This window comes from Sphingobium sp. PAMC28499 (genome assembly GCF_004795815.1).
Taxonomy (GTDB): domain Bacteria; phylum Pseudomonadota; class Alphaproteobacteria; order Sphingomonadales; family Sphingomonadaceae; genus Sphingobium; species Sphingobium yanoikuyae.
The window spans coordinates 1,482,710-1,507,399 of the sequence record NZ_CP039248.1 but is presented as its reverse complement, the minus strand read 5'-3'; the positions used below and the strand labels follow the sequence as shown (position 1 = coordinate 1,507,399).

Here is a 24,690-nt window from a genome sequence, read left to right as displayed (position 1 = left end):
CGGCACGCGCATCGGGTCACGGGCAATTGCCGTGCCAGCCACCCCATGATGAATGGGGCCATGACCATGCTGACCTTCACCGCCGTCGCCCATGTCGACGATGTGCCGCCGGGCACTGCCAAGGCCGTCGCTGTAGATGGCGAGAGCATTCTCCTGTGCCACAGCAATGGCCGGCTGTTCGCGGTCGCCAATCGCTGCTCCCATGCCGACGAGCCGCTCGCCTGCGGCCGGGTGCGCGCGGGCTGGATCGCCTGCCCGGTCCATGGCGCGCGGTTCGATCTGGAAACCGGCCGCGCGATGAACCCGCCGGCCAAGGCAGCGATCAAGGTCTATGAGGTGCGGGTCATAGACGACCGGATCGAGATCGCGCGCTAGTCCCTGCGCGGATGCATCAGGGCCAGGAAATCCGCCAGCGCCAGCCGCGCATCGAGCTGGGTGAAGAGGCGGATCGACCGGCCGGGGATTTCCGCGCCATAGCGGGAATCGTCCAGCAGGCGCCGTCCGACGATGATCGCGGAGGCGCTGCTCTCCGCAGACACGGACGTGAGCAGGACCATCGGACTGTCGCCCAGAGTGATGGCGCCGCCCAGCTGGACGAAGGGCGGCAGGTCGGCATAGCGGCCATAGAGCCATGCGGTCGTCGCCGACATCGGCCGCAAGGTCGCCGTCATTTCCGCCACCGACATCTGCAACTGGCGATAGGCGCCGGCGGGAATTTGCCAGATCGGCAGGCGGCTCCGTTCGATCACGACACGCGCCGCTTCCAGATCGGTGGACAGATTATATTCGGTGCCGCCCTGCGGATAATCGGCGCCGCCGATCCACACCAGAGTCATGCGATCGGCGATCGCCGGCTCCAGTTGCAGCGCCTGGGCGAGATTGGTGAGCGGCCCGCCGCAGGTGAAGAAGAGCGGCAGCGGATCGTCCCGCATCGCCTCCGCCACGATCGCCCGTGCCGCCGCCGACGCCTGTGCCCCGGCGACGCCGAAGCGCTCGCTGCCCGCGATCACCGGGCAGAGGTTCGTCAGACCCATGATCTGCATCAGGTCGATCGCCGCCTGTTTGCCCGCCGCGGCGGTTGCGCCGGCCGGCTGTCCGCCCAGCGCCGCCAGCTTCGCGTCGAGCGCCGATGTCGTGACCAGCACCGGCCGCGCCGCCTTCGTCGCCAGTTGATGCGCAAGCGCGATCAGACCGTCGGGATCGCCGGCGAAATCATTGTCGATGATGATGCGCGCCTTGGGTGCCTGCCGGATCACCGGCAGGGCGGATCGGGCGGCCGTGCCGATCATCAGGCTGGCGCCCGCTGCGATGAACCCGCGCCGATTGATCCTTGTCCGCATGCTTCTCCCCTGTCTGGGCCGAGGGCTGGCATGGGGCGGCCAAAGGGTCAAATATCGATTTTCGGGGTGCCCATAGGCCCGAGCTATGGATGGCTGAGCCGCGCCACCGCGACCGCGCGAATGTCGGCGGCCTTGGCCTTTTCATTGCCGGTCAGGGCGAAATCCGCTTCGTCCAGCAGCAGCACCCGACGCGGCACCTTGAAGCTGGCCATGCGCGCCTTGAGATGAGCGATCAGGTCGCTTTCCGTCACCCGCGCACCATCGACCGGGACGACGCAGGCGACCACCATCTCGCCCAGCAGCTCGTCGGGCACGCCGACCGTCTGGCTGCGCTTGACGCCGGGGAAGGTCGCGATCGCCGCGTCCACTTCCTCGGGCGCAACATTGGCGCCGCCGGTCTTGATCATGTCGGTCAGGCGCCCTTCCCAGAAGAAGCGCCCCTGTTCATCCACCCGTCCGCCGTCGCCGGTGCGGTAATAGCCTTCCGCGTCGAAACACTCCTCCGGCGCCTTGCCCAGATAGGCGGTCATCAGGGTCGGCCCCTTGATGCACATTTCGCCATGCAGGCCGACCGGCAGGATCGCGCGGGTCAGCGGATCGACGATCTTGAGGCTGTTGCCGGGCAGCGGCGCGCCGGCGCTGCCGCCATACTCTGCGTCGGACGTATCCGCATCGAACGCCGTGCAGATTGTCATCGTCTCGGTCGTGCCGAAGGCCATGGGCGTGGTCCAGTCGGTATCGACCGTGGGATGTTCGCCGATCAACTCGCCCTTGGTCACATATTTGAGGCTGGACAGGTCGGCGCTGGCCCAATTGTCCGCCGCCTGGACCCGCGCCCATTGGTGCGGCCGTCCGGTGAGGAAGGTGACGCGCTCCTGCTCGATCACGTCGAGTGCAGCGGCGGCGTCGAACACCGGTTGCAGCACTGCCGTCCCGCCGGTCGACAGCGCGGTGCCGATCACCAGGCTGATATTGCCCGACCAGAACAGGCCATTGCCGGTCCAGCTCACCACCGGCTCACGCATCGCGAAGACGCGCGGCCAGCGCCACCACTGGATGCAGAAGGCGCGCTGGGCATGGACGATGCCCTTGGGCAGGCTGGTGGTGCCGGACGAGAAGAAGATGCCGCCATGGTCGGACGGGGTGACGGTGGCGGCGCGCTGCGCCACCTGCGCATCGGGCACCGCCGCGCCACTGGCGAGGAAAGCATCCCAGCCTTCATAGCCCGGCGCTGCCGGATTGGCATCGGTCACGCTGTCGAGCTGGACCAACCGATGGAGAAACGGCCCCTTGTCGATGCCGGCCAGCATGGCGGCAAAATCCTTCTTCATCACCCGCGTGTCGAAGAGGAGGATGCCGATCGCCGAAGCCTTGACCAGATGGCTCAATTCCTCCGCGCTCGAAAAGCTGCTGAGCGCCACGGTGACGCCCCCCGCCATCGCGATGCCGAAGACGCCGGCCAGATATTCCGGCCGGTTCGCCATCAGCACGCCGACCCGGCCATCCTTGCCAAGGCCGGCCGCGATCAGCGCCCTCGCCACCGCGACGGACCGGGCATGGAGTTCGTCATAGCTCCAGCAGATGCGCCGATCCGCGATCCGCATGATGACCGCGTCGCGCGCGCCATGCCGGGCACACACCGCATCCAGATAGGCCGGGATGGTCTGCGCGCCCTGTCCCGGCTCATCCGCCAGCGGCGTCCCATGGACCAGCGAAAGTGCCGCGCTCAATAGGGCAACTCCACCTGCGCGGTGCCCTTCAATATCTCCTCGCCATCCTGGGTGGTCATCACCGTGCGGACCTTGACCACCGGCATGCCGAAGGGGGACCGGTCGATCTTTTCCACCACCTCGCCATCGACCCAGGTGACATCGCCCTCGAACGCGGGGGAGCGGAACTGGGTCTTGCTGTGCCAGACATAGCCGCCATGGCCGGCCCAATAGGCAATCGTGTCGAGATGCCAGGCATTCATCGACGCGCCATAGCCATAGGCACCGCCCATGCCGACATTCTCCGCCTTTTCGGCATTGATATGGCCAGATGATGGCCCGTGATAGAGGCCGTCGCCCATGCGCGGGTCGATCTTGCGCGCCTCATGGTCATAGGACATGTCGGCGCCGAAACCAGCATCCTCGGTCGCGGGATCATGAATGCCTTCGGGCGCGTTCCAGCGCCAAGTCCCCCAGATATTCTGGCGATGCGCGCGGCATTCATTGGCGAAGCTGACCACCGAATGCGGGCCGATCACCCGGCGCGGCAGCCGGTCGCCGATCTTTACATCTGCATAGGAGGGCGATCGGCCTTCACGGTTGGACAAGATCCAGTCGTGGCGCGCCTTGTGAATCTCCGCCAGTTCCTCCTTGGTCCAGCGCCGGGGGCTGCGCTTCTCCTTGGCATAGACGCCGCGCCGATTGGCTTCCTCCACCAGATAACGGATCGCGGTCGCTTGTTCCTTGGCCACCAGCGCGCCATGCTGGTTGCGGTGGATGGTGTCGCCGCGCGCGAACATGGTCGGGCCGGCAAAGCCGGTGTCAGCAATCGAATAGCCGTCGAAGCGGCGGCTCTGCACCAGCTTGTCGCCGGGGCGGACGGGGGTGCCGTAGAACCACCATTCCTCGCCGGCGAAGATCAGGTGGGTGCCCGGCACCTTGCCGACGCAGGCGGGGTGGCAGCCATGGCCATAGTCCATCGCCACGGTGAAGCTCTGCGGCGCGACGATGCAGCCGAAGCGGGAGGCGCGGGCGAAATTCTCGTCCCAGTGGATCGGATTGGGATAGTCCATCGCCTGCACCCAGCGGCGAATGTCGGTCGCATTGCAGGCGTCCCACATCTCGGCGAAGATCACCGGCTTGCCGACCCACTGGTCGACATCGCTGGTATCCAGCGTCAGCTTGCTGTCCTGCACATCCATATCGGCCATGATGTCCTACCCGATCACTTGCGGCGCGCCGGTGCCGAGATAGTCGGCCAGCACGCGGTGGAAATTGATGATCGCCCGTTCCTCGACCGGGCTGGGCCGCAACCCGTCGCAGCCGCGCGAGCGCAGGCCCCGCTGCACCGCCCCCATGTTGGAGAAATCCTGGCACAGCACCTTGCGCCAGCTCGCCTCGTCCATGTCGGGCTTGTGGAGATTGGCGGGGCGCGGCTCGGTACCTTCGGGGAAGCGTTCGAGCGTATAGACCTCGAAGATGCAGCGATCGGGATCATGGCCATCGGGCCGTGCGCGATAGCAGAGCGCGAAGGTCGGTCCGTGGATCACCACCGTGTTGGGGAAGATGTGCCAGACATTGCCCGCCGCCGCGAAATGGGCCGGGTCGATGCGCGGCCAAACGACACCGCGCCTGGCATCCTCCTCCACCGTGCGGCGCATCAGGTGCATCTGCACCTCGGCGGGCGGCGTGCCGTCGGGCAGTTCATCGACCAGCAGATTGGCGACCCGCACCATCGTCTCGGTGGTGGTGCCGTTCACCTCCTCCCAGAGCTGGTTGAGCGAATCCGCCAGCCCCTGGCGCATGTCCGCCGCGCCGGCCGCCCCAGCAGTCGCGCCGCCCGTGCCCTCGCGCGCCTGCGACCCGAACACGCCATGGATGCCGCGCCCGTCGCTCCAAGTCGGCTTGGGCGAATATTTGGTCAGTTGCGGATGGGTGCCGGCAACATGATAGCCCTCGTTGAACGCCTCGATCGCGACCTTCCAGTTGCACGGAAAATGCAGCCACTGGCGCCAGCGATAACGCATCTGCTCCAGCTCGAACGGGTCGAGCATCGATGCCGCCGGCTCCAGATAGTCGCGCAACGGCGGCGAGTCCGGGTCCATGCAGACGAACACCCAGCCGCCCCATGTGTCGACGCGCACGTCGCGCAGGCGCAACGCATCGGCCTTCAGGCAGTCGCCCCAGGCATCCTTGCGGACCACGCCGACATTATTGCCGTCCAGATCCCAGCTCCAGGCATGGAAGGGGCAGACCAGCCGCTTCGCATGGCCGCACCCTTCGGTCAGTTGTCGGCCGCGATGGCGGCAGACGTTGAAATAGGCGGCGATCCGATCGGGCGCAGAACGGATGACGATGATCGAGTCATCGACAATGTCATAGGTGACATAGTCGCCGACCTCCGGAATTTCCTCTTCCCGACAGGCGACCTGCCAGACTTTGGGCCATAGTTTCGTGGCTTCGGCATCGGCATAGGATTGCGAGACATAGGCGTCATTGCCGATCAGCACCGGTGGCTCAGTGATGCTCCCTTGCATGGTCATGCGCCCCTCCCGCTCAATGCAACGCAACCGGCGGCGGCGGCGCAGCCTCCGCGCGATAGTCGCTGGGGTTGCGGGCATAGACGCGCTTGAACATGCGGCTGAAATGGGCCGGGCTCTTGAAACCCACGGCATAGGCGATCTCGCTGATCGAGATACTGGCCGCGTCCGATCGCGCCATCCAGGCCCGCGCCTGTTCCAGCCGGCGCTGCCAGATCAGGTCGGAAAAGCTGGTGCCATTCTGCTTGAGCAGTGTGGTGAGATAGCGCGGAGAAATGCCACAGCCCTTGGCCGTCATCGCGGCGGACAGGCCCGGATCGGACAGATGGACCTCAACGAAGCGGCGCACATCGGCAAAGCGCTTCTCCGCGACGGAGGGACGCGGCGGCACCGCGCGCACATCATGGCGCAGCCCCTGGCCGATCACCGCCAGCGCCGCCTCCACCAGCGTCCGCGTGGTTTCCTCCGCCACATCCGCGTCGCGCTGGAACAAGCCGGCCAGGATGCCATCGGCGATCCCCAGTTCCGCCCGCTGCATCGGCAGCAATATGCCCGCCCCGGCATCGCAATCGACGAAGCCGCGCAGCACATGGGTCGGCACCGTCACATGCAGCACCTCATGCACGCCCTGCGCATCGGGCTGGCATTCGATCAGGAAGGGCGCGGTCGACCGCGTCATCAGGAAATCGCCATATTGGGCGGCGCGGCTGCCGAGCTGGTTGGAAAAGACCAGCCGGCCGCGCTTCACGAACCACAGGACGGTAAGGTCCGTGCCATCCTCGCGAATATGCTGGCGGGTACGGCGGAAGAAGAGGCGGGTGGCCGATCGCAGCAGGATCGCCGCGCTGGGGCCGGCGGGCTTGCGCCGCGCCTCCACATCGATGACGGAGCCTTCCTCCATCCAGTAATCGCCGCGATAATATTCCTGCTCGCGTTCGCCGCGAAACAGGTGCTGGCATTCGCGATAATTGCCCCGGTCGAGGCTGAAGAGCGTTTCGATCATCGCATCCGCTCCTTTCAGCGCTGAGCCCGACCGGCGCGGCTCAGCCGCCATTCCGGGGGATAGTTGAGGTCGTTATTCTTGACGGTATGGGCGATGCCCTGGTCGAAGCCGCCGGCGCCCAGATCGATGTCGGTCGGCCGGTCGCTCTTCATCAGCGGCAGCATGCCTTCCAGCCAGCCGGTGAGCAGGCTGCCCATATATTCGCCGCGATATTGCTTATAGGCCTCGATAAAGGTCTTCTGCGCGACCACCACGTCGAGCGGCCGGGTGCGGGCGCAGGCATCGGCATATTTGTCGGTCTCCGCCTCCAGCGCGTCGCGTGGCACGACGCTGTTGACGAAGTTGCAGGCCATCATCTCGGCGGCGGTGAAAGGGCGGCCGGTGAACAGCATTTCGGAAAAGCGGCGAATGCCGACCATTTCCAGCCATTGCCACATGCGCGGGCCCCAGCCAGCATAGCGGAAGGAGGGATGGCCAAAGAGCGCGTCGTCGGACGAGACGATCAGGTCGGCGTCGGCGCACTGGTAGAAATGCCAGCCATAGCAATAGCCCTTGGCCTCGACGATGCTGATCTTCTTGAATTCCTGCAGCGGCCGGTTGCCGGCATAGCCCTTGGCATAATGGTCGGTCAGGCCATGGAGGAAGCGGTAGGAACCGGGCGGCGGATAGCGCACGTCGGGATCGTCAATCTCCAGGTCGGGCAGGAAATCATCATCCTCTCCCGGATGCAGATACATGTCGCCATGTTCGTTGATGTCGCCACCCGATCCCAGATCCTGGCCGGCGCCGCGGATCACCAGCACCTTCACATCATCGTCGATATTCGCCTTGTGGACGATCTCGCCGAACAACAGGCGCATGCCGATCGTGGTCGTGTTCGCCTTGCCCGGCCGGTCGAAGGTGACGGTCGCGATCTTGCGCGCCCGGTCCTTCTCATAATGCACGAACTGCGCCGCCTCGCGCTTGAGCGCTGCCGCGCTTGCCCTGGCCATGCCGCTCTCTCCCATCTCTCTTATGCCCGGCAGGCTGGCACGGAGCCGCGATGGCGTATTGGCATTAGGCGCAGCTTTATCGATATGATACGCAGCGACGCGACAAGCAGGCAGACAGGCGCGCGATGGAGGAGCAGGATTTTTTCTTCGGGCTGGAAGGCCCGCTGGAGGCGGTGCCGGCCGCCGGCCAGATGCGCGCGGCCAATCTGCGCGGCTTTTCCGATTATGTCCGCGCACGCGGTGGGGCGCCGCGCCGCATTCTGGCCCAGCATGGCCTCGACCCGATGGTGCTGGCCGATCCCGACAGTCATATCGCCTGCCAGCAGGTGGCGGCGATGTTCGAATATTGCAGCCTGTTGTTCGACGATCCGCTGTTCGGCCTGCACCTTGCCGCCACCCAGGATGCCGACATTTTTGGCAGCGTCACCGCCGTCTGCCGCGCCGCGCCGGACCTGCGCGCCGCGATCGCCAGCCTGATCCGCTATCTGCCGGTCGCCCATTCGCCCGAGGCGCAGCTGGAACTGGTGGACGATGGCGGCATGGCCGAACTGCGCTGGGTGGTCGGCGCCGATCTCGGCTTCAACGACCAGGCCAATTATCAGGCGATGATGCTGATCCTGCTGCTGTTGCGGACCGTCAGCGGCCAGCGCTTCCGTGCCGCCTGGGTGCAATTTTCCGCCGACCCCAGCCCACGCGAACTGATCGAGATAGAGGCGTTGCTGGGCACGGCCGTCCGCCCGCGCGCGCCGGGCAGCGCGATCGGCTTTTCCGCCACCTTGCTCGACCTGCCGATCGCGACGGCCAATCGGCTGACCTATCGGCTGGTCGGCGGCTATCTGGGCCGGCTGCGCCTGTTCAACCATGCCGACATGGCGGAACGGGCGCGATCCTATGTGCGCGGCGCGCTGCCGGCGGGCACCTGCGCGATCGAGCGCTGCGCCGACCGGATGGGCCTGTCGGTGCGAACGCTGCAAAGCCGGCTTGCCGCCCATGGCCTGCATTTCAGCGATCTGGTTGAGGAACAGCGCGAGCAACTCGCCCGCATCTATCTGCGCCAGACGCCGATGCCGATCGACGAGGTGGCGGAGCGGCTGGGCTATGCCGAACAAACCAGTTTCGGCCGCGCCTTCAAGCGCTGGACCGGGCAGACGCCGCGGCAATTCCGACAAGGCTAGCGCAGCAGCCGCACCCAGGCATCGGACAGCGCGTCCAGGCCGAAATGGTCGATCCGGTCGCCGGGGCGGATCGCGGTGGCGAGATCGAGCTGACGCCCCAGCGCATCGGCCATCGCCGCCGCATCGGCCGGATCGACCAGCAGTCCGCACCGTCCATCATCGAGCAGGTCGACGGCGTTGCCGGCGCTGCGCGACGCGACGATCGGCACATCCACGGCCATCGCCTCCAGCAAGACGTTGGGCGATCCCTCCCACCAGCTGGGCAGGACAAAGGCATCGGCATGGGCCAGCCAGGGAAAGACATTGTCGACCGTGCCGGGCAGGTCGAGATCATCAGCTATACCGAGCGCCTTCGCCTGCGCCCGCAGGCTGTCGCAGGCGCGGTCGCGACTTTCGCCCAGGATGATGAGCCGTGCCGGCCTTTGCCGCCGCAGGATCGCGAAGGCGGCAAGCAAGGTGGCGAAATTCTTCTGCGGCGCCAGCCGGCCGATCGCCAGGATCACCGGCGGCGAGCGCCCCATCCAGCGATGCGGCACTGGCCCGTCCGCCAGGAAGCGGGCGGCATCGGCGTCGATGCCATTGGGGATCACCGCCACCTTGCCCGCCCGCGCCGCGCCGGCAAAGGCAGGCGTATCCGCCAGGGTTGGCGACACCAGCACCAGATGATCGGCATCGCGCGCCAACAGCCGCGCCATCGCGGTGCGGCCGATGCGTCCGAGCCCACCTGATGGTGCGCCGGCCGCATTGCGCATGATGTCGTTGCTGATGCGATAGATGCGCCGCACGTCGCGCAGCCCCTGGCTCGCCGCCCAGGCGGTGCCATGGCCATGATTGCCCGCCGAAATCAGTGTCGCTTGCCCCCGCGATCGCAGATGCCGCCGCAACGCCGCGATCGCCTGCACCTTCTCGCGCGGGCGCGACGGGTTTGGCCCGGCGAGCAGCGCATGATGCGGCACGCCGGTCACGCCCTCGCCACCCGGCAGCGCCGTCACCAGTTCGACCGTCAGACCGCGCGCCGCCAGTTCGGCGGCGAGGATGCGGACATTGCGCACCACGCCGGTCGCGGCCAGCGCGTGGACATAGAGGATGATCACGCCCGGCGCGGGTCGCGCTCGATCGCGCCCGCCGCCTGCCAGCGCTGCGAAGGCAGATGGCGCAGATGATGGCAATAGAGCGCGCCCAGCCGGCTGTCGGCCAGCCCCCGACCGCTCACCAATTGCATGATGTCGGTGCCGGGGTTCCAGTTGCCCTCCACCAGCACCGGGCCGTCCGGCGTCAGGCCAATGTCCCAGCCGATCACGGTAAAGCCCGATCGGAAGGCGAGATGCGCCCGCAGCGCCAGCGCCACGGCGGCATCCAGATCGGGCACCGGCCGGCCGCTGATGGGCGCACCAGTCAGCGGATGCCGGTCGCAGCGGATCGGCGCGCCGTCCGGTCCCGCCTGCCACACCGGCCCACAGCGTCCGTCGGCATCGATCGACAGCACCAGATTGCCGGCGTTGAAATTATCCACAGGGCGTCCGCCGCCGGCAGACAGGCGCAGCGCCAGCGCGCAGGCCTCGGGCGTGCCGACCTCGTCCAGGCAGGTGACGACCCGCAAGGTCGGCAGCGCGCCCGGCGACATGTCCGCCAGCGCTTCATGGGTGGCCAGGCAGCGCTGAATCACCCCGCCGGCCGCCCACAGCGCCAGCAGGCGCGCGCGCAGCGCGTCGTCGGCGATCGGCCCTTCGGCCCCTTCCCAGCGTCCGCCCTTCTTTTCGAAGCGCACCACGCCCTGCCCCTTGGAGCAGTAGCTGGGCTTGGCGATGATGACGCTCTGGCCATGCAGCCAGCTGGCGATATCGCTTGCCTCCAGCACAAAGCTGTCGGGCAGCGGCAATCCCGCCGCCACGGCATGGCGGGCGAAAAGCTGCTTGTTCTTGAGCGGATTGGCCTCGGCCGGGAAAGCGCCGGGATTGAGCAGCCGATGCAGCCCCTTGCGATCGCGCATGCTGAGCCCCTGCGCCCGCACCGTCTCGCACAGCAGGCGCCGTTCCGATGCGGCCCAGCCACTGCGCCCGCTCGCCGCGATCAGCCGCGCAACCGTTCGCCGGCCCAGCGGCCAGTGGCGACGCAACCCGTCATGATAGGCCGCCAGCAGGACATTGCCGTCGGCCGGGGGCAGCGCACGCAGCGTGAACAAGGGTCAGGCCGCCTCGACCCGCGCCAGCCGCCGCTCCAGCAATTCGCTTGCCACGCCATGGCTGCGCGCATTGTCGATGTCGATCGCGACCGCGCCGTCGCTCAGGATCACCGGCGCGATCACCATGCGGAAGCGGCGGGAAAAGCGCGCAAAGGCCTGACCCAGCGTACCGATGCCGAAGCGGAAACGGATGAGGTTGATAAGGCCGAAGGCGCTGATGATGCGCATCGGGTGCTTCACGAACTGCCCGCCCGAGCGGAAGGTCTCGGCCGCCGCCAGCGCCTTTGCATCCTTCAGCCAATAGGTGTTGCAGTTGGAAAATTCGTCGTCGGCGAAGCGATAGAATTTGCGCTGCCCCTGCGGATGCGCCGCCAGCACCGACGCGCGGCGGGTGAAGGCGACGGCGGCGTTCGCGCCCTGCGCGGCGCAACCGTCCAGCATTTCGGCCAGCGCATCGGGCGTCAGCAGCACATTGTCGGCGGTGGTGATAAGCAACGGGAAGCGCGCGCCATCGGCCGCCGCTAGCACGGAATCGACTAGATTGGGCCGGGCAGGAATAGCCACCAGCCGCCCGGTGTTCCGCAGGCCGCGCAGTTGCGGCAGGGCATCGAGCACCGCCACATCCTCGATCGCGACCCGGATTTCGCCGAGGCGCGGGCTGGCCGCCAGCGCCTCGATCACATGGACCAGCATCGGTTGGCCGACCACCGGGACCAGGCATTTATGGGTGACGCCCGCCGCCTGCGCGAGCGGATCGGTTGCGCCGTCGCGCTTGCCGGCAAGCACCAGCGCCGTTGCCGTGCCGGGCATCAGGCGGCCTCCAGCACCGGCATTTCGGTCAGCAGGCCATGGCGGGCCAGGCTGTGCGCGACGATGGTTTCGACCAGGCTCTGATGATCGACGCCGATCGACGCGGCAGAGCGCGAGATCGTCTTTTTCGACCAGAGATTGCAGGACAGGTTCACTTCCATGAACAGCAGCTCGCCCGACGCCGGATCGTAGCGATACTCGAATCGGCCATAGTCGAACGGCCAGAGTTCGGGCAGCAGGCGGCGAGTCATATCCTCCAGCCGCGCGCGCAGGTCGCGATCCTCGACCAGGATCAGCGGATCATCGCCCGCATCGATCAGGCCGCGCTTTTCCTCATAGCTGCGCTCGCGATGCGGATCGGCCGGCACATACATCATCGGCGGGAGAATCCAGGGCTGGCCACCGCTGCCGCCGACGACCGGCACGGCCACGTCGAGCAAGGGCGCCCAAGCCTCGACCAGCACGTCATGGCCCAGGCCATGGAGATGATCGGCATGGGCATGGGCCTCCGCCCAGCTGTCGACCATTGCGAGGCCCCAGGAGGCCGAGGACGCGTTGGGCTTCACCACCAGCCGTTCCGCCTGAAATTCCGGGCCGGCCGGCATCGCGCCGCGGCGCAGGATGCGCGCTGGCATGGTCGGCACGCCATGGGCGCGGGCGATCAGCTTGGAGAGATATTTGTCGTCGGACACGCCACGGACGATCGGGCTTGCCCCCAGGAAGGGCACGCCGCGCCAGGACAGCAGGAGCGGCGCCAGCATCTCGCTATTCTGAAATCCGCCGCGATTGAGCAGGGTGACGACGAAGTCGACATCGGGCTTGTCGAACAGCGCATCATAACTGTCGGCAACCGCGACATGGAGGCCGATCGCCTCCAGCGTCGATCGCATCTCATGATGATAGACGGCATGATTGCCATCCACGCTGTCGGCGCCGCCGCCCTTGCAGGCATGTTTGGCCAGGAACAGGAGGCGCAGCCGGGCCTTGTCGGCCGGGGAGATGCGCATGCAACGGTCGATCGGGTTCAGCATGGCGCCGCAATAACGCGCGCCCGTTACGCTGGATTGACGGTGCGATGACGCCGGTTGGTCGATCCGGCGACAGGGTCGTTACGAAATGGCTTCAGTTTTCGGACAATGGCTCGAACAGGGCCGGGTGGCGCGCGCGCAGCGTCAGCAGCAGGATCACCAGCTTGCCATCCTGCAATTGCTGCGCCTCGAACCGGCGCCACAGGTCGGCGAGCGGCAGTTCATGGACCAGGATATTCTCCTGCTCCTCGACCAGGCCACCGCCATCGGCGACACGGTCCGCCGCGTAATAGGGTGCCAGGAAATAATCGATCTTCTCGGTGACGACGCTGGGAATGCTCCAGATCTGGCCGACCGGCTCCAATATGTCGAGCGCCACGCCCGCTTCCTCCAGCGCTTCGCGCCGGGCGCAATCGGCCGGTTCATCCTCCAATATGCCGGCGATCGCCTCCAGCATGTCGGGCAGGCCCGCGAGCATCACCGGCGTACGCGGCATCGAGACGACCAGCGCAACTCGCCGTTCCGGATCATAAGGCAGCACCGCAACGGCACGGCGCATCTCCACCACATGGCGGTCGCATTCCACGCCGTCGTCCATCCGCAGCCGCACCAGCCGCAGGTTGAGCCAGCCTTCATACAGGGCGCGGCTCGACAGGATTTCGGTCACGCCGCCACCATTTGAACCGCCACCGCCTCGGCCACCTTGATGCCGTCGATCGCCGCCGAGAGGATACCCCCGGCATAGCCCGCGCCCTCGCCCGCCGGGTAGAGGCCGGCAACGTTGAGGCTCTGAAAATCCTTGCCGCGCGTGATGCGGATCGGCGAGGAAGTGCGGGTCTCCACGCCGGTCATCACCGCGTCGGGATCGTCATAGCGGGCGATCTGGCGACCAAAGGCGGGCAGCGCCTCATGAAACGCCTCGATCACATAGTCGGGCAGGCAAAGCGACAGATCGGTCGGCGTGACCCCCGGCTCGTAGGAGGGCACGACCGACCCCAGCTGGGTCGAAGGTCGACGCGCGAGGAAGTCGCCGACCGTCTGCCCCGGCGCCCAGTAGGAAGAACCACCCGCGACATAGGCCAGGCTTTCCCAATGGCGCTGCAGTTCGATCCCCGCCAATGGCCCCTCAGGGAAATCGCGCGCCGGATCGATGCCGACGACCAGCCCCGAATTGGCGTTGAACTCGGCCCGGCTATACTGGCTCATGCCGTTGGTGACGACGCGCCCTTCCTCCGAAGTGGCAGCGACCACCCGACCACCCGGACACATGCAGAAGCTGTAGACGGTCCGCCCATTGGCGCAGTGATGGGCGAGGCTATAGGCGGCCGCGCCCAGATCGGGATGGCCGGCGCAATTGCCATAGCGCGCCTTGTCGACCCAGCTTTGCGGATGCTCGATCCGCACGCCGATCGAGAAGGGCTTGGGTTCGATATGCACGCCCTTGCCGTGCAGCATCTCGAAGGTCGGGCGAGCGCTGTGGCCCACTGCCATCACGACATGGTCGGCCTCGATCACGCTGCCGTCGTGCAGGATCAGCCCGCGCAATTTCTGCGTGCCGTCGCCCTGCCGTTCCAGCACCAGATCGTCGACGCGGTGCTGCCAGCGATATTCGCCGCCGAGCGACTCGATCTGCTTGCGCATGGCTTCGACCATCGAGACCAGGCGGAAAGTGCCGATATGGGGGTGCGCTTCCCACAAGATATCGTCGGGTGCGCCGGCGGCGACGAACTCCTCCAGCACCTTGCGGCCCAGGAAGCGGGGATCCTTCACCCGGCAATAGAGCTTGCCGTCGGAGAAGGTACCGGCGCCCCCCTCGCCGAACTGGACATTGGAATCGGGGTTGAGTTCGGCCCGGCGCCACAGGCCCCAGGTGTCCTTGGTCCGCTCGCGCACCACCTTGCCGCGATCCAGGATGATCGGCTTGAACCCCATCTGCGCCAGGATCAGGCCGGCGAACAGGCCGCACGGCCCGGCGCCGATCACCACCGGGCGCTTGCCCTGCCAGCCGTCGGGGACATGGGCGACGAACTTGTAGCTGGTGTCGGGCGTCGGCCGGACGTCATGGTCCTTGGCAAAGCGCTCCAGCACCGCGGCCTCGTCGGCCACCTCAATATCGAGCGTATAGACCAGCTGGATCGCGCTGCGACGACGTGCATCATTACCGCGCCGCACGACGCTGTGGCCAAGCAATTGCTGCGGCTCCAGCCCCAGGCGTTCGCAGATGGCGACGGGCATCGCCTCGGCCGGATGGTCGAGGGGCAATTTCAAACCGGAAAGACGGATCATGGCGCCGCCCATAGTCGCAAATCGCCCGAAATGCTATTCCCCGAGGCCGTGGCACGGCCGATCGTCCTGCGCATCTTCTAACCTTGACGTAAACGTAAAGCCGTCATAGTCTTTGCTCATGAACACGCGCACCAGCATTGCCGGCATCGAGCTTCCCGATGACCGTGACCAGCAGAGCTACAGCATCACCGACCTCAGCGAGGAGTTCGGCGTCACCGCCCGTGCCCTGCGCTTCTATGAGGATGAAGGACTGATCGCACCGGAGCGCCAGGGCCTGGCCCGCGTCTATTCGCGCCGCGACCGTGCCCGCCTTGCCTGGATCCTGCGCGGCAAGCGCGTGGGCTTCAGCCTCAACGATATTCGCGAGATGATCGACCTCTATGACGCCGACGAGGGGCATGAGGAACAGCGCCGCGTGACGATCGACAAGTGCCGCGCGCGCATCGACCTTCTGACCCGCCAGAAGGACGATATCGATGCCGCCATCGCCGAACTGGCGAGCTTCATCGGAACGATCGAGAAATAAGCCGGAGCCGCATCGTCGGCTCCCCCGCAGCAGAACAAAAACGCCTGGAGAAGATTCATGCCCAGCTATAACGCCCCTGTCCGCGACACCCGTTTCGTGCTCGACCATGTCGTCGGGCTGGAGCGCTACGCCAATCTGCCCGGTTTCGAGAATGCGACCCCCGACCTGGTCGAGGCGATCCTGACCGAAGGCGGCAAGATCGCGTCGGAAGTGCTGTTCCCGATCAACGCCGTGGGCGACAAGGAAGGCTGTACCCGTCATGCCGACGGCCGCGTCACCACGCCGACCGGCTTCAAGGCGGCCTATGACCAGTTTGTCGAGGGCGGCTGGACCACGCTGCACGCGCCGACCGAATTTGGCGGCCAGGGCCTGCCCAATGTCGTCGCCACCGCCGTCACCGAATATGTGCTGTCGGCCAACCAGGCGTTCGAAATGTATCATGGCCTGACCGCCGGCGCGATCGCCGCGCTGATCGCCAAGGGCAGCGACGAGCAGAAGGCCACCTATCTGCCCAACATGGTGTCGGGCGTCTGGACCGGCACGATGAACCTGACCGAGCCGCATTCAGGCACTGACCTCGGCCTCATCAAGACCAAGGCCGTGCCGAACGGCGATGGCAGCTTCGCGATCAGCGGCACCAAGATCTTCATCTCGGCCGGCGAACATGACCTGGCGGAGAATATCATCCACCTCGTCCTCGCCAAGACGCCGGGTGCGCCCGACAGCAGCAAGGGCATTTCGCTGTTCGTCGTGCCCAAGTTCATCGTCAACGAAGACGGCTCGCTGGGCGACCGCAATGCCGTGTCCTGCGGTTCGCTCGAACATAAGATGGGCATCCACGGCAACGCCACCTGCGTCATGAACTATGACGGCGCCAAGGGCTGGCTGGTCGGCGAGGAGAATAAGGGCTTGGCCGCTATGTTCATCATGATGAACGCCGCGCGCCTGGGCGTCGGCCTACAGGGGCTTGGCCAGGGCGAGATCGCGTTCCAGAACGCCGTCCATTATGCCAAGGACCGCCGCCAGGGCCGTGCGCTCACCGGCCCCAAGGAACCGGAAGAAAAGGCCGATACGCTGTTCGTCCACCCCGATGTCCGCCGCATGCTGATGGAAGGCAAGGCGCTGACCGAAGGCCTGCGCGCGCTGATCCTGTGGGGCGCCTTGCAGCATGACCTGTCGCACAGCGCCGCGACCGAGGAAGAGCGCCAGGCAGCCGACGATCTGCTCCAGCTGCTGACCCCGGTGATCAAGGGCTATGGCACCGACAAGGGCTTCGACGTTGCGGTGTCGAGCCAGCAGGTGTTCGGCGGCCATGGCTATATCTGGGAAAATGGCGTCGAGCAGTATGTTCGCGACGCCCGCATCGCCCAGATCTACGAAGGCACCAATGGCGTGCAGGCGATGGATCTGGTCGGCCGCAAGCTGCCGATGAATGGCGGCCGCGCGCTCCAGGCCTTCCTCAAGATCCTGGCCACCGAAATCGCCGAGGCCAAGACCAACGAGAAGCTGGCGAGCTTTGCCGATGCGCTCGAAAAGGCCAAGGGCCAGCTCGAAGCGGCGACCATGTGGCTGATGCAGAACGCGATGAAGAACCCCGACAATGCCGGGGCCGGCGCGCATCATTACATGCACATCCTGGGCATCGTCGCCACCGGCCTGATGTGGCTGCGCATGGCAAAGGCCGCCACCGGCCTGCTCGACGCGGGCGAGGGCGATGCCGGCTTCCTGGAAGCCAAGCTGGTCACCGCCCGCTTCTTCGCCGAACGCATCATGCCCGACGCCGGTTCGCTCCGTCGCAAGATCGAGGGCGGCGCCGACACGCTGATGGCGCTCGACCCGGACATGTTCCTGGCGGCCTAAACAGGCTTAATCCCGCCCTGCCGCGCCTTCGGGCCGGGAGGGCGGGCATTCGCCGATGCGGCGACCATTGAGCAGATAGCGGCCCTCGGTTTGAAAACGACCGGTGTCGGTGTTGGCGAGCATCACCCCTTCAATCCGCTCTGCCGTCAACTGCGCGCTCAATCGCATATCGATCGTGCCATAACGTGAAGGACAGGAGCGGGTGACACTCAGCCGCCCCTCCTCCACCTCCATGCGCGCCATCATGCAGCCCTGGTGTCCCTCGCGCTCGAAATGATCGTCGACAAATTGCCGCAATGTCTCCGCATCACTGCGGCTGAGGCATAGCTGATAGCGATAGCCCGGCGGCGCCGGCGCCGGGCTGCTCTGCGGGCGGGCACCGATCACCTTCCACCCTACCATCTGGCTGAACATCCGCCCCTTCTCGATCTCCCACAAACCCGGCCTGATCCGGTAGCGCGATCCGGTCACGAGGATGTCCGCATCCCGCTCGACCGGCGGCAGACTGATCTGCGGACCGGGTGGCGCGACCGAAGCGACCGGTTGCCGCGCCTGTTCCAGCGCCGCGGGACGAACAAGGACCACATCCTCCGCCTCCATATCCGCATCGACCAGCGCCGCGATCCGGTCGCTGACGCAGGCCTGCGCCTCGCGCCGCCGGCCATGGCCATCGGCGACGCACTGGCGCACGAACTCGCACATCGCCTGATCGACCCGATCCTCGCCGCTGCTGCGCGTGATCGTGCAGCGGACAAGATCGCGGCCGCGCACATCATAGTCGATACCGACCTTGCGCAGCGTGGCGGCAGTCACGACGATCGGATCGTCCGCATCGGCTGCGACGAGCGACGCGGACAGAAGCATCAACGCGCCTGTCGCGATCGGTCGCATGCCCCGCCTCTCCTGTCCTATCCTCGGTCAAGGATCACCCGAAGCGCGCCGCCATGCAAGTCCGAACGAAGGCGCAACGATCCACTCTGGCCCTGCCCCCTTTTCACCGATAGACAGGGGTGATGGACAGCCCGCCGCCGGCACAGGATGTGATCCCCCACCGCCCGGTGCGGACGCTGGGGCTGGCCGCCTGCATCGCGCTGGTCATGGGCAATATGATCGGATCGGGCGTGTTCCTGCTGCCCGCTGCACTCGCGCCCTTCGGCTGGGATGCGGTCGCCGCCTGGGTCTTCACCATCGCCGGCTCTTTGATCCTGGCCTTCGTCATCGCCCGGCTGACCGTCGCCATGCCCGATGCCAATGCCGCGCAGATGAGCGCGCGCGCCTATGGCCCGCTGGCCGGCTTCGCGATCGGCTGGATCTACTGGCTGTCGATCATCATCACCAATGTGACGATCGCGGTCGCGGCCACCGCCAACCTGTCCAGCCTGTTGCCGGCGCTGAACCGGCCGGGCATGGGCGCGCTCTGTTCGATCGGCTTCATCTGGCTGACCACCGCGATCAACCTGCGCGGCGCCCATGCCGCAGGTACGGCCCAACTGGTGACGACGATCATCAAGGTCGTGCCCATCCTGGTCGTGCTGGTGCTGCTGGCGCTGACGATCGGGCGCGGCACGGCGGAAATCGTGCCCTTCCCGGCCCAGGGCTTTACCGGCAGCGGCATCACGGCAGCGGCGGCACTGACGCTGTGGGCCCTGCTCGGTTTCGAATCCGCCTCGGTTGCGGCCGACAAGGTCAAGGATCCCGCCCGCACCGTCCCGCGCGCGACGATGATCGGCACGGCGGTCACGGGGCTGCTCTATCTCTTCGTCTGTTCCGGCATCGCCCTCACTTTGCCCGGCGCCGAAAGCCAGACCGGATCGCCCTTCGGCGCCTATGTCACCCATTATTGGTCGGCCGGCCCCGCCAGCCTGATCGCGACCTTCGTCGTCATCAGCTGCCTTGGCGCGCTCAATGGCTGGACCTTGCTGCAAGGCGAAGTGCCGCTGGCGATGGCGCGCGCCGGCGAACTACCGGCCTGGCTGGCGGGCACGGATGCGCGCGGCACGCCGGTGCGCGGACTGATATTGTCGAGCATCCTTGCCAGCCTGCTGCTGGTCGCCAACAGCCTGCAGGGGCTGGTAGCCTTGTTCACCGCCATGGCGCTGCTCGCGACATCGGCGACGCTCTGGCTCTATGTGGGCTGTGCGCTGGCGGCGCTGCGCTTGCGGATTGCAGTGCCCGCAGCAGCGATTGGCCTCGCCTATGCCTGCTGGACTTTATGGGGCGCCGGCCTCATTCCCAGCGGCGCCAGCTTCCTGCTGATGGCCGGCGGCCTGCCCTTCTACTGGTGGGCGCGGCGCACCAGCGCCACGCCCTGACCAGCCCAGTGGGGAGGATCAATCCCCCCACAATTCCTTGAGCTTGCCGAAGAAGCCGCTCGATTGCGGGCATTCCTCGCCGGTCTCGGTCTCGCGGAAGGCTTCGAGCAGTTCGCGCTGCTTGGCCGTCAGCTTGGTCGGCGTCTCGACATCGACCTGGACGACCAGGTCGCCCTGACCGCGGCCGTTCAGCACCGGCATGCCGGCGCCGCGCTGCTTGATCTGCTTGCCTGACTGGATGCCGCTCGGGATCTTGATCTCATGCCGCTGGCCATCGAGGCCCGGCACTTCGATCATCCCGCCCAGCGCCGCCGTCGTGATGCTGACCGGCACGCGACAGAATAGCGTGGTGCCATCCCGTTCGAAGATGCTGTGCCGCTTCACATGCAGGAAGATGTAGAGATCGCCCGCCGGCGCGCCACGCGCACCGGCCTCGCCCTCGCCCGACAGGCGAATGCGGGTACCTTCGTCGACGCCCGCCGGGATATTGACCGACAGCGTCTTGGGCCGATCGACCCGGCCTTCGCCGCGACAGGATTTGCAGGGGCTTTCGATCACCTGGCCCGCGCCATGACAGCTGGGGCAAGTCCGCTCGACCACGAAGAAGCCCTGCTGTGCCCGCACCTGGCCATGGCCATGGCAGGTGCCGCAGGTCTTGACCCCGGTGCCCGGCTGGGCGCCCGAACCTTCGCAGCTGTCGCAGGCGGCCGACACCTCGATCTGGATCTCGGTCTTCTTGCCGTGATAGGCTTCGTCCAGCGTGATTTCGAGATCATAGCGCAGGTCCGCGCCACGGCGCTGCTGCTGGCGTCCGCCACCACCGCCGCCAAAGCCGGCCTGGCCAAAGATCGTCTCGAAAATATCGCCAAGGTCGGAGAAACCACCGGCACCGCCGTGGAATCCGCCACCGCCGCCCTGTTGCTGCTGCTTGAACGCGGCATGACCGAACCGGTCATAGGCCGCCCGCTTCTGCGGATCCTTCAGGCAGTCATAGGCTTCGGAAACGGCCTTGAACTTGGCCTCGCTGTCGGTGCAGCCCCCGGTCTTGTCCGGGTGATATTTCATCGCCAGCTTGCGATAGGCGCTCTTGATCGCGGCCCCGTCGGCTGTGCGTTCTACTTCGAGCAGTTCGTAATAGTCGATTTCGGTCGTCATCTCGCCCTCGGCGCGCACGGTCCCCGGCCTCGCTCCGAACGGATGCACTGGTCAGAAACCAGCCTGTCCGCCCGAAGCGAAGTCGAGGAGCGTTTCATGGGGCTTACGCCTTGTTGTCGTCCACTTCGGAGAATTCGGCGTCGACGACGCCGTCATCGGCCTTCGGCGCTTCGGCCTCCGGCGAGGCTGCAGCAGCCTGCTCCTTTTCGTAGATCGCCTGGCCCAGCTTCATCGCGACGGTCGCGAGTTCCTGCGCCTTGGCCTTCATGGCTTCGGCGTCGCCGCCTTCGATCGCCGACTTGGTTTCGGCAATCGCGGCTTCGATCTCGCCCTTCAGCGACGCGTCGACCTTGTCGCCATGTTCGGCCAGCTGCGCCTCGGTCGTGTGGACCAGGCTTTCGGCGTTGTTCTTGGCTTCGGCCGCCTCGCGACGCTTCTTGTCCTCTTCGGCGAAGCGCTCGGCATCCTTGACCATCTGGTCGATGTCGGAGTCGCTGAGGCCGCCCGAGGCCTGGATGCGGATCTGCTGTTCCTTGCCGGTGCCCTTGTCCTTGGCCGACACGTTGACCAGGCCGTTGGCGTCGATGTCGAAGGTGACTTCGATCTGCGGCACGCCGCGCGGCGCCGGCGGAATGCCGACCAGATCGAACTGGCCGAGCAGCTTGTTGTCCGCCGCCATTTCACGCTCGCCCTGGAACACGCGGATGGTCACCGCCTGCTGATTGTCGTCGGCGGTCGAATAGACCTGCGACTTCTTGGCAGGGATGGTGGTGTTGCGGTCGATCATGCGGGTGAACACGCCACCCAGCGTCTCGATGCCCAGCGACAGCGGGGTCACGTCGAGCAGCAGCACGTCCTTGACGTCGCCCTGCAGCACGCCGGCCTGAATGGCGGCGCCCATGGCGACGACTTCGTCCGGGTTCACGCCGGTGTGCGGTTCCTTGCCGAAGAATTCCTTCACGGCTTCGCGAACCTTGGGCATGCGGGTCATGCCGCCGACCAGAACGACTTCGCTGATTTCGCTGGCGGTCACCCCGGCGTCGGCCAGAGCCTTCTTGCAGGGTTCCATCGTGCGCTTGATGAGGTCGGCGACCAGGCGCTCCAGATCGGCGCGGGTGATCGTCTTCACCAGATGCTTGGGACCATTCTGGTCCGCGGTGATGAAGGGCAGGTTGACTTCGGTCGACTGGGCCGAGGACAGCTCGATCTTCGCCTTTTCAGCGGCTTCCTTCAGACGCTGGAGGGCCAGCTTGTCCTTGGTGAGGTCGATACTTTCGGCCTTCTTGAAGTCGGCAGCCAGATATTCGACCAGCTTGGCGTCGAAATCCTCGCCGCCCAGAAAGGTGTCGCCGTTGGTCGACTTCACTTCGAACACGCCATCGCCGATTTCCAGGATCGAGATGTCGAAGGTGCCGCCGCCAAGGTCATAGACGGCGATGGTCTTGCCGTCCTGCTTGTCGAGGCCATAGGCGAGCGCGGCCGCTGTCGGCTCGTTGATGATGCGCAGCACTTCGAGGCCCGCGATCTGGCCGGCGTCCTTGGTCGCCTGGCGCTGGGCGTCGTTGAAGTAGGCGGGAACGGTGATGACCGCCTGCGTTACGGTTTCGCCCAGATAGCTCTCGGCGGTTTCCTTCATCTTCTGCAGGATGAAGGCGCTGATCTGCGACGGGCTATATTCCTCGCCACCGGCCTTGACCCAGGCGTCGCCATTCGGGCCCTTCGCGATGTCATAGGGGACGAGTTCCATGTCCTTCTTGGTCATGGGATCGTCGAAGCGGCGGCCGATCAGGCGCTTCACCGCGAAAATCGTGTTGTCCGGATTGGTGACAGCCTGGCGCTTGGCCGGCTGGCCGATCAGGCGCTCGCCATCCTTGGCGAAGGCGACGATCGACGGCGTGGTGCGCGCACCTTCCGCATTCTCGATCACCTTGGGCTTGCCGCCGTCCATCACAGCGATACAGCTGTTGGTCGTGCCAAGGTCGATACCGATAACTTTTGCCATTTGTGTCCTCTTTGAACCCCAAAATAAATTCAGCGGTTGACGGCCCCATACCTCACGTAAGCGCCAAGGCAAGGCCGGTTTGCGCAAGGGATATAGGCGCGCTTTCGCTTGGCACAAGGATCAGGCGCGATTAGTCAGGCATTGACCGGAAACGAGACAGTCACGGAGCCCTGATCCATGCGTGCGCCCCTTGCCCTTATTGCCCTTGCCGCGCCGCTGGCCCTTGCCGGCTGTGGCGACCCTGCGCCCAGCTATGTCGACCAGGCCTGGGTCCGGCTGTCACCCAACAAGGATACGCCGTCGGCCGGCTATTTCGTGGCGCATGGCGGCGACGCCGGGGTGCAGTTGCGCGGAGTGATGACCGACTATGCGCTCAAGGTCGAGATGCATGAGAGCGTCGGCAAGGACGGCATGATGTCGATGCAGCCGATCGAAAGCGTCGATGTGCCGGCCAAGGGCACGGTGGCCTTCGCACCGGGCGGCAAGCATTTGATGATCTGGGGCGTCAACGATACTGCGATCAGCCGGGGCAAGATGCAACTGACCTTCCTGATGTCGAACGGCGACCGGTTGCTGGTCGACGCGGTGATCCGCAAGCCCGACGGCAGCGCACCGGCGACCCCTGCTGCGGGCAATGCGACGGACGAGCATAAGGCGCATTGACCAGCCGTCCGCTGACACTTGAGGAGGCCGCGCTCGCCCGGACGATGTTCGGTGACGCGATCGCCTATGACCGGGTGCGCGTCCACAACCGCAAATGGTGGCCTTTCCAGCCGCGCGCGGTGACCATGGCGCCCGATGGCGACCTGTGGTTTCATCCCGAAGGCGGCCTCTTCTGCGACGATTTCTGCGCCAGCCCGCTCAGCCTGCAGGGCCTGTTCATCCATGAGATGACTCATGTCTGGCAGGCGCAGCGATCAGGCAAATATTGGCTGCCGCTGATGCGACACCCCTTCTGCCGCTATGACTATGCGATCGAGCCGGGCAAGCCGTTCGCCCGATATGGCATCGAGCAGCAGGCCGAAATCGTTCGCCATGCCTTCATCCTGCGCCAGGGTGGCCGGGTGGAAGGCAAGCCGGGGATCGCGGTTTATGAGGCGCTGTTGCCTTTTGCCATGACCTGATCGCTTCCCTCATCCCCCATGGCCGCTGCGGCAGCCGTCGGGGACGACACTGCGGCTGAGCGAGGCGGTGGAGAAGATATCGGCTTCGGGCAGGCTGTGGCTGTAGGTGAGGACCGCGCTGGTCAGCCGCTCCGTCGCGTCATCATTGGCGTCATGGATCGTCGCCGCGATGATCGCGCCGTCGTCGAGCACATCATAGGTGCGCAGATTGCCATCATCGGCCACCGCGATGCGGGATACGGGGCCATAGCGACCGCCGGTTTCCCGTCCAAGGAACTGCTTGGCGACCAGCTTGCGGTTGGCATCGACGCCACAAGCGGCGGCCGCGAGTGACGGCGAAGTTGACACTTCACCAGTGCGCACGTCGAGATGCTGCGCCTCCCCGGTCGCGCAATTGGCGACGATCCGGTCGCGCGGGGTTTCGACCCGGTGACGGTCGCCCTGATGATATTCGGCCGCCCATTCCTTGAGCTGCACTTCCTCGCTGGGCGTCACCACATTCCAGGTGCAGACCGCATATGTCGCTTTCGTTGTCCGCGTCAGCGCCAGCACCGCGTCCACATCTTTAGGGGGAGCCGCTGCCGTCAGCAGCAAGGGCAGCAGGATCATCCCCTGACGTCCAACAGGTTTCCGCATCGCCGGCACC

General features: G+C 66.1%; 23 protein-coding genes. 7 read left to right on the top strand and 16 right to left on the bottom strand.

What is annotated here, in order from left to right; translation table 11 throughout:
* The first annotated feature begins 60 nt into the window (after nucleotides 1-60).
* A complete protein-coding gene (locus E5554_RS07290) occupies nucleotides 61-375 on the top strand; it encodes a non-heme iron oxygenase ferredoxin subunit (RefSeq protein ID WP_026108788.1) in 315 nt (104 codons plus the stop codon).
* On the opposite strand, the gene E5554_RS07285 is transcribed toward E5554_RS07290, so the two are convergent.
* From E5554_RS07285 to E5554_RS07260, 6 genes are all read right to left on the bottom strand, one after another.
* On the bottom strand, nucleotides 372-1,340 hold the full coding sequence (locus tag E5554_RS07285; protein ID WP_136186386.1) for a nucleoside hydrolase: 969 nt from the start codon (nucleotides 1,338-1,340) through the stop codon (nucleotides 372-374). The genes E5554_RS07290 and E5554_RS07285 overlap by 4 nt on opposite strands.
* Before the next feature lie 83 nt (nucleotides 1,341-1,423).
* Nucleotides 1,424-3,070, bottom strand: coding sequence for a class I adenylate-forming enzyme family protein (locus tag E5554_RS07280; RefSeq protein WP_136186385.1), 1,647 nt, complete (start codon nucleotides 3,068-3,070; stop codon nucleotides 1,424-1,426).
* Entirely contained in the window at nucleotides 3,067-4,260 is a 1,194-nt protein-coding gene (locus E5554_RS07275; protein WP_136186384.1) for a MaoC family dehydratase N-terminal domain-containing protein, read from the bottom strand. The genes E5554_RS07280 and E5554_RS07275 overlap by 4 nt, the downstream gene beginning before the upstream one ends.
* Nucleotides 4,261-4,266: 6 nt before the next feature.
* Nucleotides 4,267-5,592: an aromatic ring-hydroxylating dioxygenase subunit alpha gene (locus E5554_RS07270; RefSeq protein ID WP_136186383.1), complete on the bottom strand. Its 1,326-nt coding sequence runs from the start codon at nucleotides 5,590-5,592 to the stop codon at nucleotides 4,267-4,269.
* A gap of 13 nt (nucleotides 5,593-5,605) precedes the next feature.
* The gene (locus tag E5554_RS07265) at nucleotides 5,606-6,592 is read right to left on the bottom strand and encodes an AraC family transcriptional regulator (RefSeq protein ID WP_136186382.1); all 987 of its coding nucleotides are present in this window, start codon (nucleotides 6,590-6,592) and stop codon (nucleotides 5,606-5,608) included.
* A gap of 14 nt (nucleotides 6,593-6,606) precedes the next feature.
* On the bottom strand, nucleotides 6,607-7,584 hold the full coding sequence (locus E5554_RS07260) for an enoyl-CoA hydratase/isomerase family protein (RefSeq protein ID WP_136186381.1): 978 nt from the start codon (nucleotides 7,582-7,584) through the stop codon (nucleotides 6,607-6,609).
* Nucleotides 7,585-7,709: 125 nt separating this feature from the next.
* On the opposite strand from E5554_RS07260, the gene E5554_RS07255 reads away from it, so the two are divergent.
* Nucleotides 7,710-8,759, top strand: coding sequence for an AraC family transcriptional regulator (locus E5554_RS07255; RefSeq protein WP_136186380.1), 1,050 nt, complete (start codon nucleotides 7,710-7,712; stop codon nucleotides 8,757-8,759).
* Here the strand turns inward: E5554_RS07255 and E5554_RS07250 are convergent.
* The 6 genes from E5554_RS07250 to E5554_RS07225 all read right to left on the bottom strand — a co-directional run bounded on the left by E5554_RS07250 (nucleotide 8,756) and on the right by E5554_RS07225 (nucleotide 15,065).
* Nucleotides 8,756-9,853 carry a glycosyltransferase gene (locus tag E5554_RS07250; protein WP_136186379.1) on the bottom strand — a complete coding sequence of 366 codons (1,098 nt, stop codon included), beginning with the start codon at nucleotides 9,851-9,853 and terminating at the stop codon, nucleotides 8,756-8,758. The two genes, E5554_RS07255 and E5554_RS07250, sit on opposite strands and share 4 nt — an antisense overlap.
* On the bottom strand, nucleotides 9,850-10,941 hold the full coding sequence (locus E5554_RS07245) for a sugar-transfer associated ATP-grasp domain-containing protein (RefSeq protein WP_136186378.1): 1,092 nt from the start codon (nucleotides 10,939-10,941) through the stop codon (nucleotides 9,850-9,852). The genes E5554_RS07250 and E5554_RS07245 overlap by 4 nt, the downstream gene beginning before the upstream one ends.
* Nucleotides 10,942-10,944: 3 nt before the next feature.
* On the bottom strand, nucleotides 10,945-11,751 hold the full coding sequence (locus tag E5554_RS07240) for an NTP transferase domain-containing protein (RefSeq protein ID WP_136186377.1): 807 nt from the start codon (nucleotides 11,749-11,751) through the stop codon (nucleotides 10,945-10,947).
* Nucleotides 11,751-12,782 carry a phosphoribosylglycinamide synthetase gene (locus tag E5554_RS07235; RefSeq protein WP_037515845.1) on the bottom strand — a complete coding sequence of 344 codons (1,032 nt, stop codon included), beginning with the start codon at nucleotides 12,780-12,782 and terminating at the stop codon, nucleotides 11,751-11,753. Before E5554_RS07235 ends, E5554_RS07240 begins: the two co-directional genes overlap by 1 nt.
* Nucleotides 12,783-12,873: 91 nt before the next feature.
* Nucleotides 12,874-13,446, bottom strand: coding sequence for an NUDIX domain-containing protein (locus E5554_RS07230; protein WP_037515838.1), 573 nt, complete (start codon nucleotides 13,444-13,446; stop codon nucleotides 12,874-12,876).
* On the bottom strand, nucleotides 13,443-15,065 hold the full coding sequence (locus tag E5554_RS07225; RefSeq protein WP_136186376.1) for an NAD(P)/FAD-dependent oxidoreductase: 1,623 nt from the start codon (nucleotides 15,063-15,065) through the stop codon (nucleotides 13,443-13,445). The genes E5554_RS07230 and E5554_RS07225 overlap by 4 nt, the downstream gene beginning before the upstream one ends.
* A gap of 118 nt (nucleotides 15,066-15,183) precedes the next feature.
* Between E5554_RS07225 and E5554_RS07220 the strand changes: the two genes are divergently transcribed.
* Nucleotides 15,184-15,591, top strand: a complete 408-nt coding sequence (locus E5554_RS07220; RefSeq protein ID WP_004210206.1) for a MerR family DNA-binding transcriptional regulator — start codon at nucleotides 15,184-15,186, stop codon at nucleotides 15,589-15,591.
* 57 nt (nucleotides 15,592-15,648) lie between these two features.
* The gene (locus E5554_RS07215) at nucleotides 15,649-17,451 is read left to right on the top strand and encodes an acyl-CoA dehydrogenase C-terminal domain-containing protein (RefSeq protein ID WP_136186375.1); all 1,803 of its coding nucleotides are present in this window, start codon (nucleotides 15,649-15,651) and stop codon (nucleotides 17,449-17,451) included.
* Between the two features lie 6 nt (nucleotides 17,452-17,457).
* Here the strand turns inward: E5554_RS07215 and E5554_RS07210 are convergent, their stop codons facing one another.
* The gene (locus E5554_RS07210; protein ID WP_247594404.1) at nucleotides 17,458-18,315 is read right to left on the bottom strand and encodes a DUF3617 family protein; all 858 of its coding nucleotides are present in this window, start codon (nucleotides 18,313-18,315) and stop codon (nucleotides 17,458-17,460) included.
* A gap of 149 nt (nucleotides 18,316-18,464) precedes the next feature.
* On the opposite strand from E5554_RS07210, the gene E5554_RS07205 reads away from it, so the two are divergent.
* Complete coding sequence (locus E5554_RS07205; RefSeq protein ID WP_136186373.1) at nucleotides 18,465-19,763, top strand: amino acid permease; 1,299 nt, start codon at nucleotides 18,465-18,467, stop codon at nucleotides 19,761-19,763.
* A gap of 18 nt (nucleotides 19,764-19,781) precedes the next feature.
* Here E5554_RS07205 and dnaJ read toward each other — a convergent pair whose 3' ends face one another.
* Nucleotides 19,782-20,918 carry a molecular chaperone DnaJ gene (dnaJ, locus tag E5554_RS07200; protein ID WP_010339306.1) on the bottom strand — a complete coding sequence of 379 codons (1,137 nt, stop codon included), beginning with the start codon at nucleotides 20,916-20,918 and terminating at the stop codon, nucleotides 19,782-19,784.
* 103 nt (nucleotides 20,919-21,021) lie between these two features.
* Nucleotides 21,022-22,920 (bottom strand): molecular chaperone DnaK, encoded by a 1,899-nt coding sequence (dnaK, locus tag E5554_RS07195; protein WP_004210200.1) that lies wholly within the window; start codon nucleotides 22,918-22,920, stop codon nucleotides 21,022-21,024.
* Between the two features lie 177 nt (nucleotides 22,921-23,097).
* On the opposite strand from dnaK, the gene E5554_RS07190 reads away from it, so the two are divergent.
* Entirely contained in the window at nucleotides 23,098-23,583 is a 486-nt protein-coding gene (locus E5554_RS07190; RefSeq protein ID WP_136186372.1) for a copper chaperone PCu(A)C, read from the top strand.
* A complete protein-coding gene (locus tag E5554_RS07185; protein ID WP_136186371.1) occupies nucleotides 23,580-24,044 on the top strand; it encodes a vgr related protein in 465 nt (154 codons plus the stop codon). Before E5554_RS07190 ends, E5554_RS07185 begins: the two co-directional genes overlap by 4 nt.
* Nucleotides 24,045-24,053: 9 nt before the next feature.
* Here the strand turns inward: E5554_RS07185 and E5554_RS07180 are convergent, their stop codons facing one another.
* Entirely contained in the window at nucleotides 24,054-24,680 is a 627-nt protein-coding gene (locus E5554_RS07180) for a hypothetical protein (RefSeq protein ID WP_136186370.1), read from the bottom strand.
* Nucleotides 24,681-24,690 lie beyond the last annotated feature (10 nt).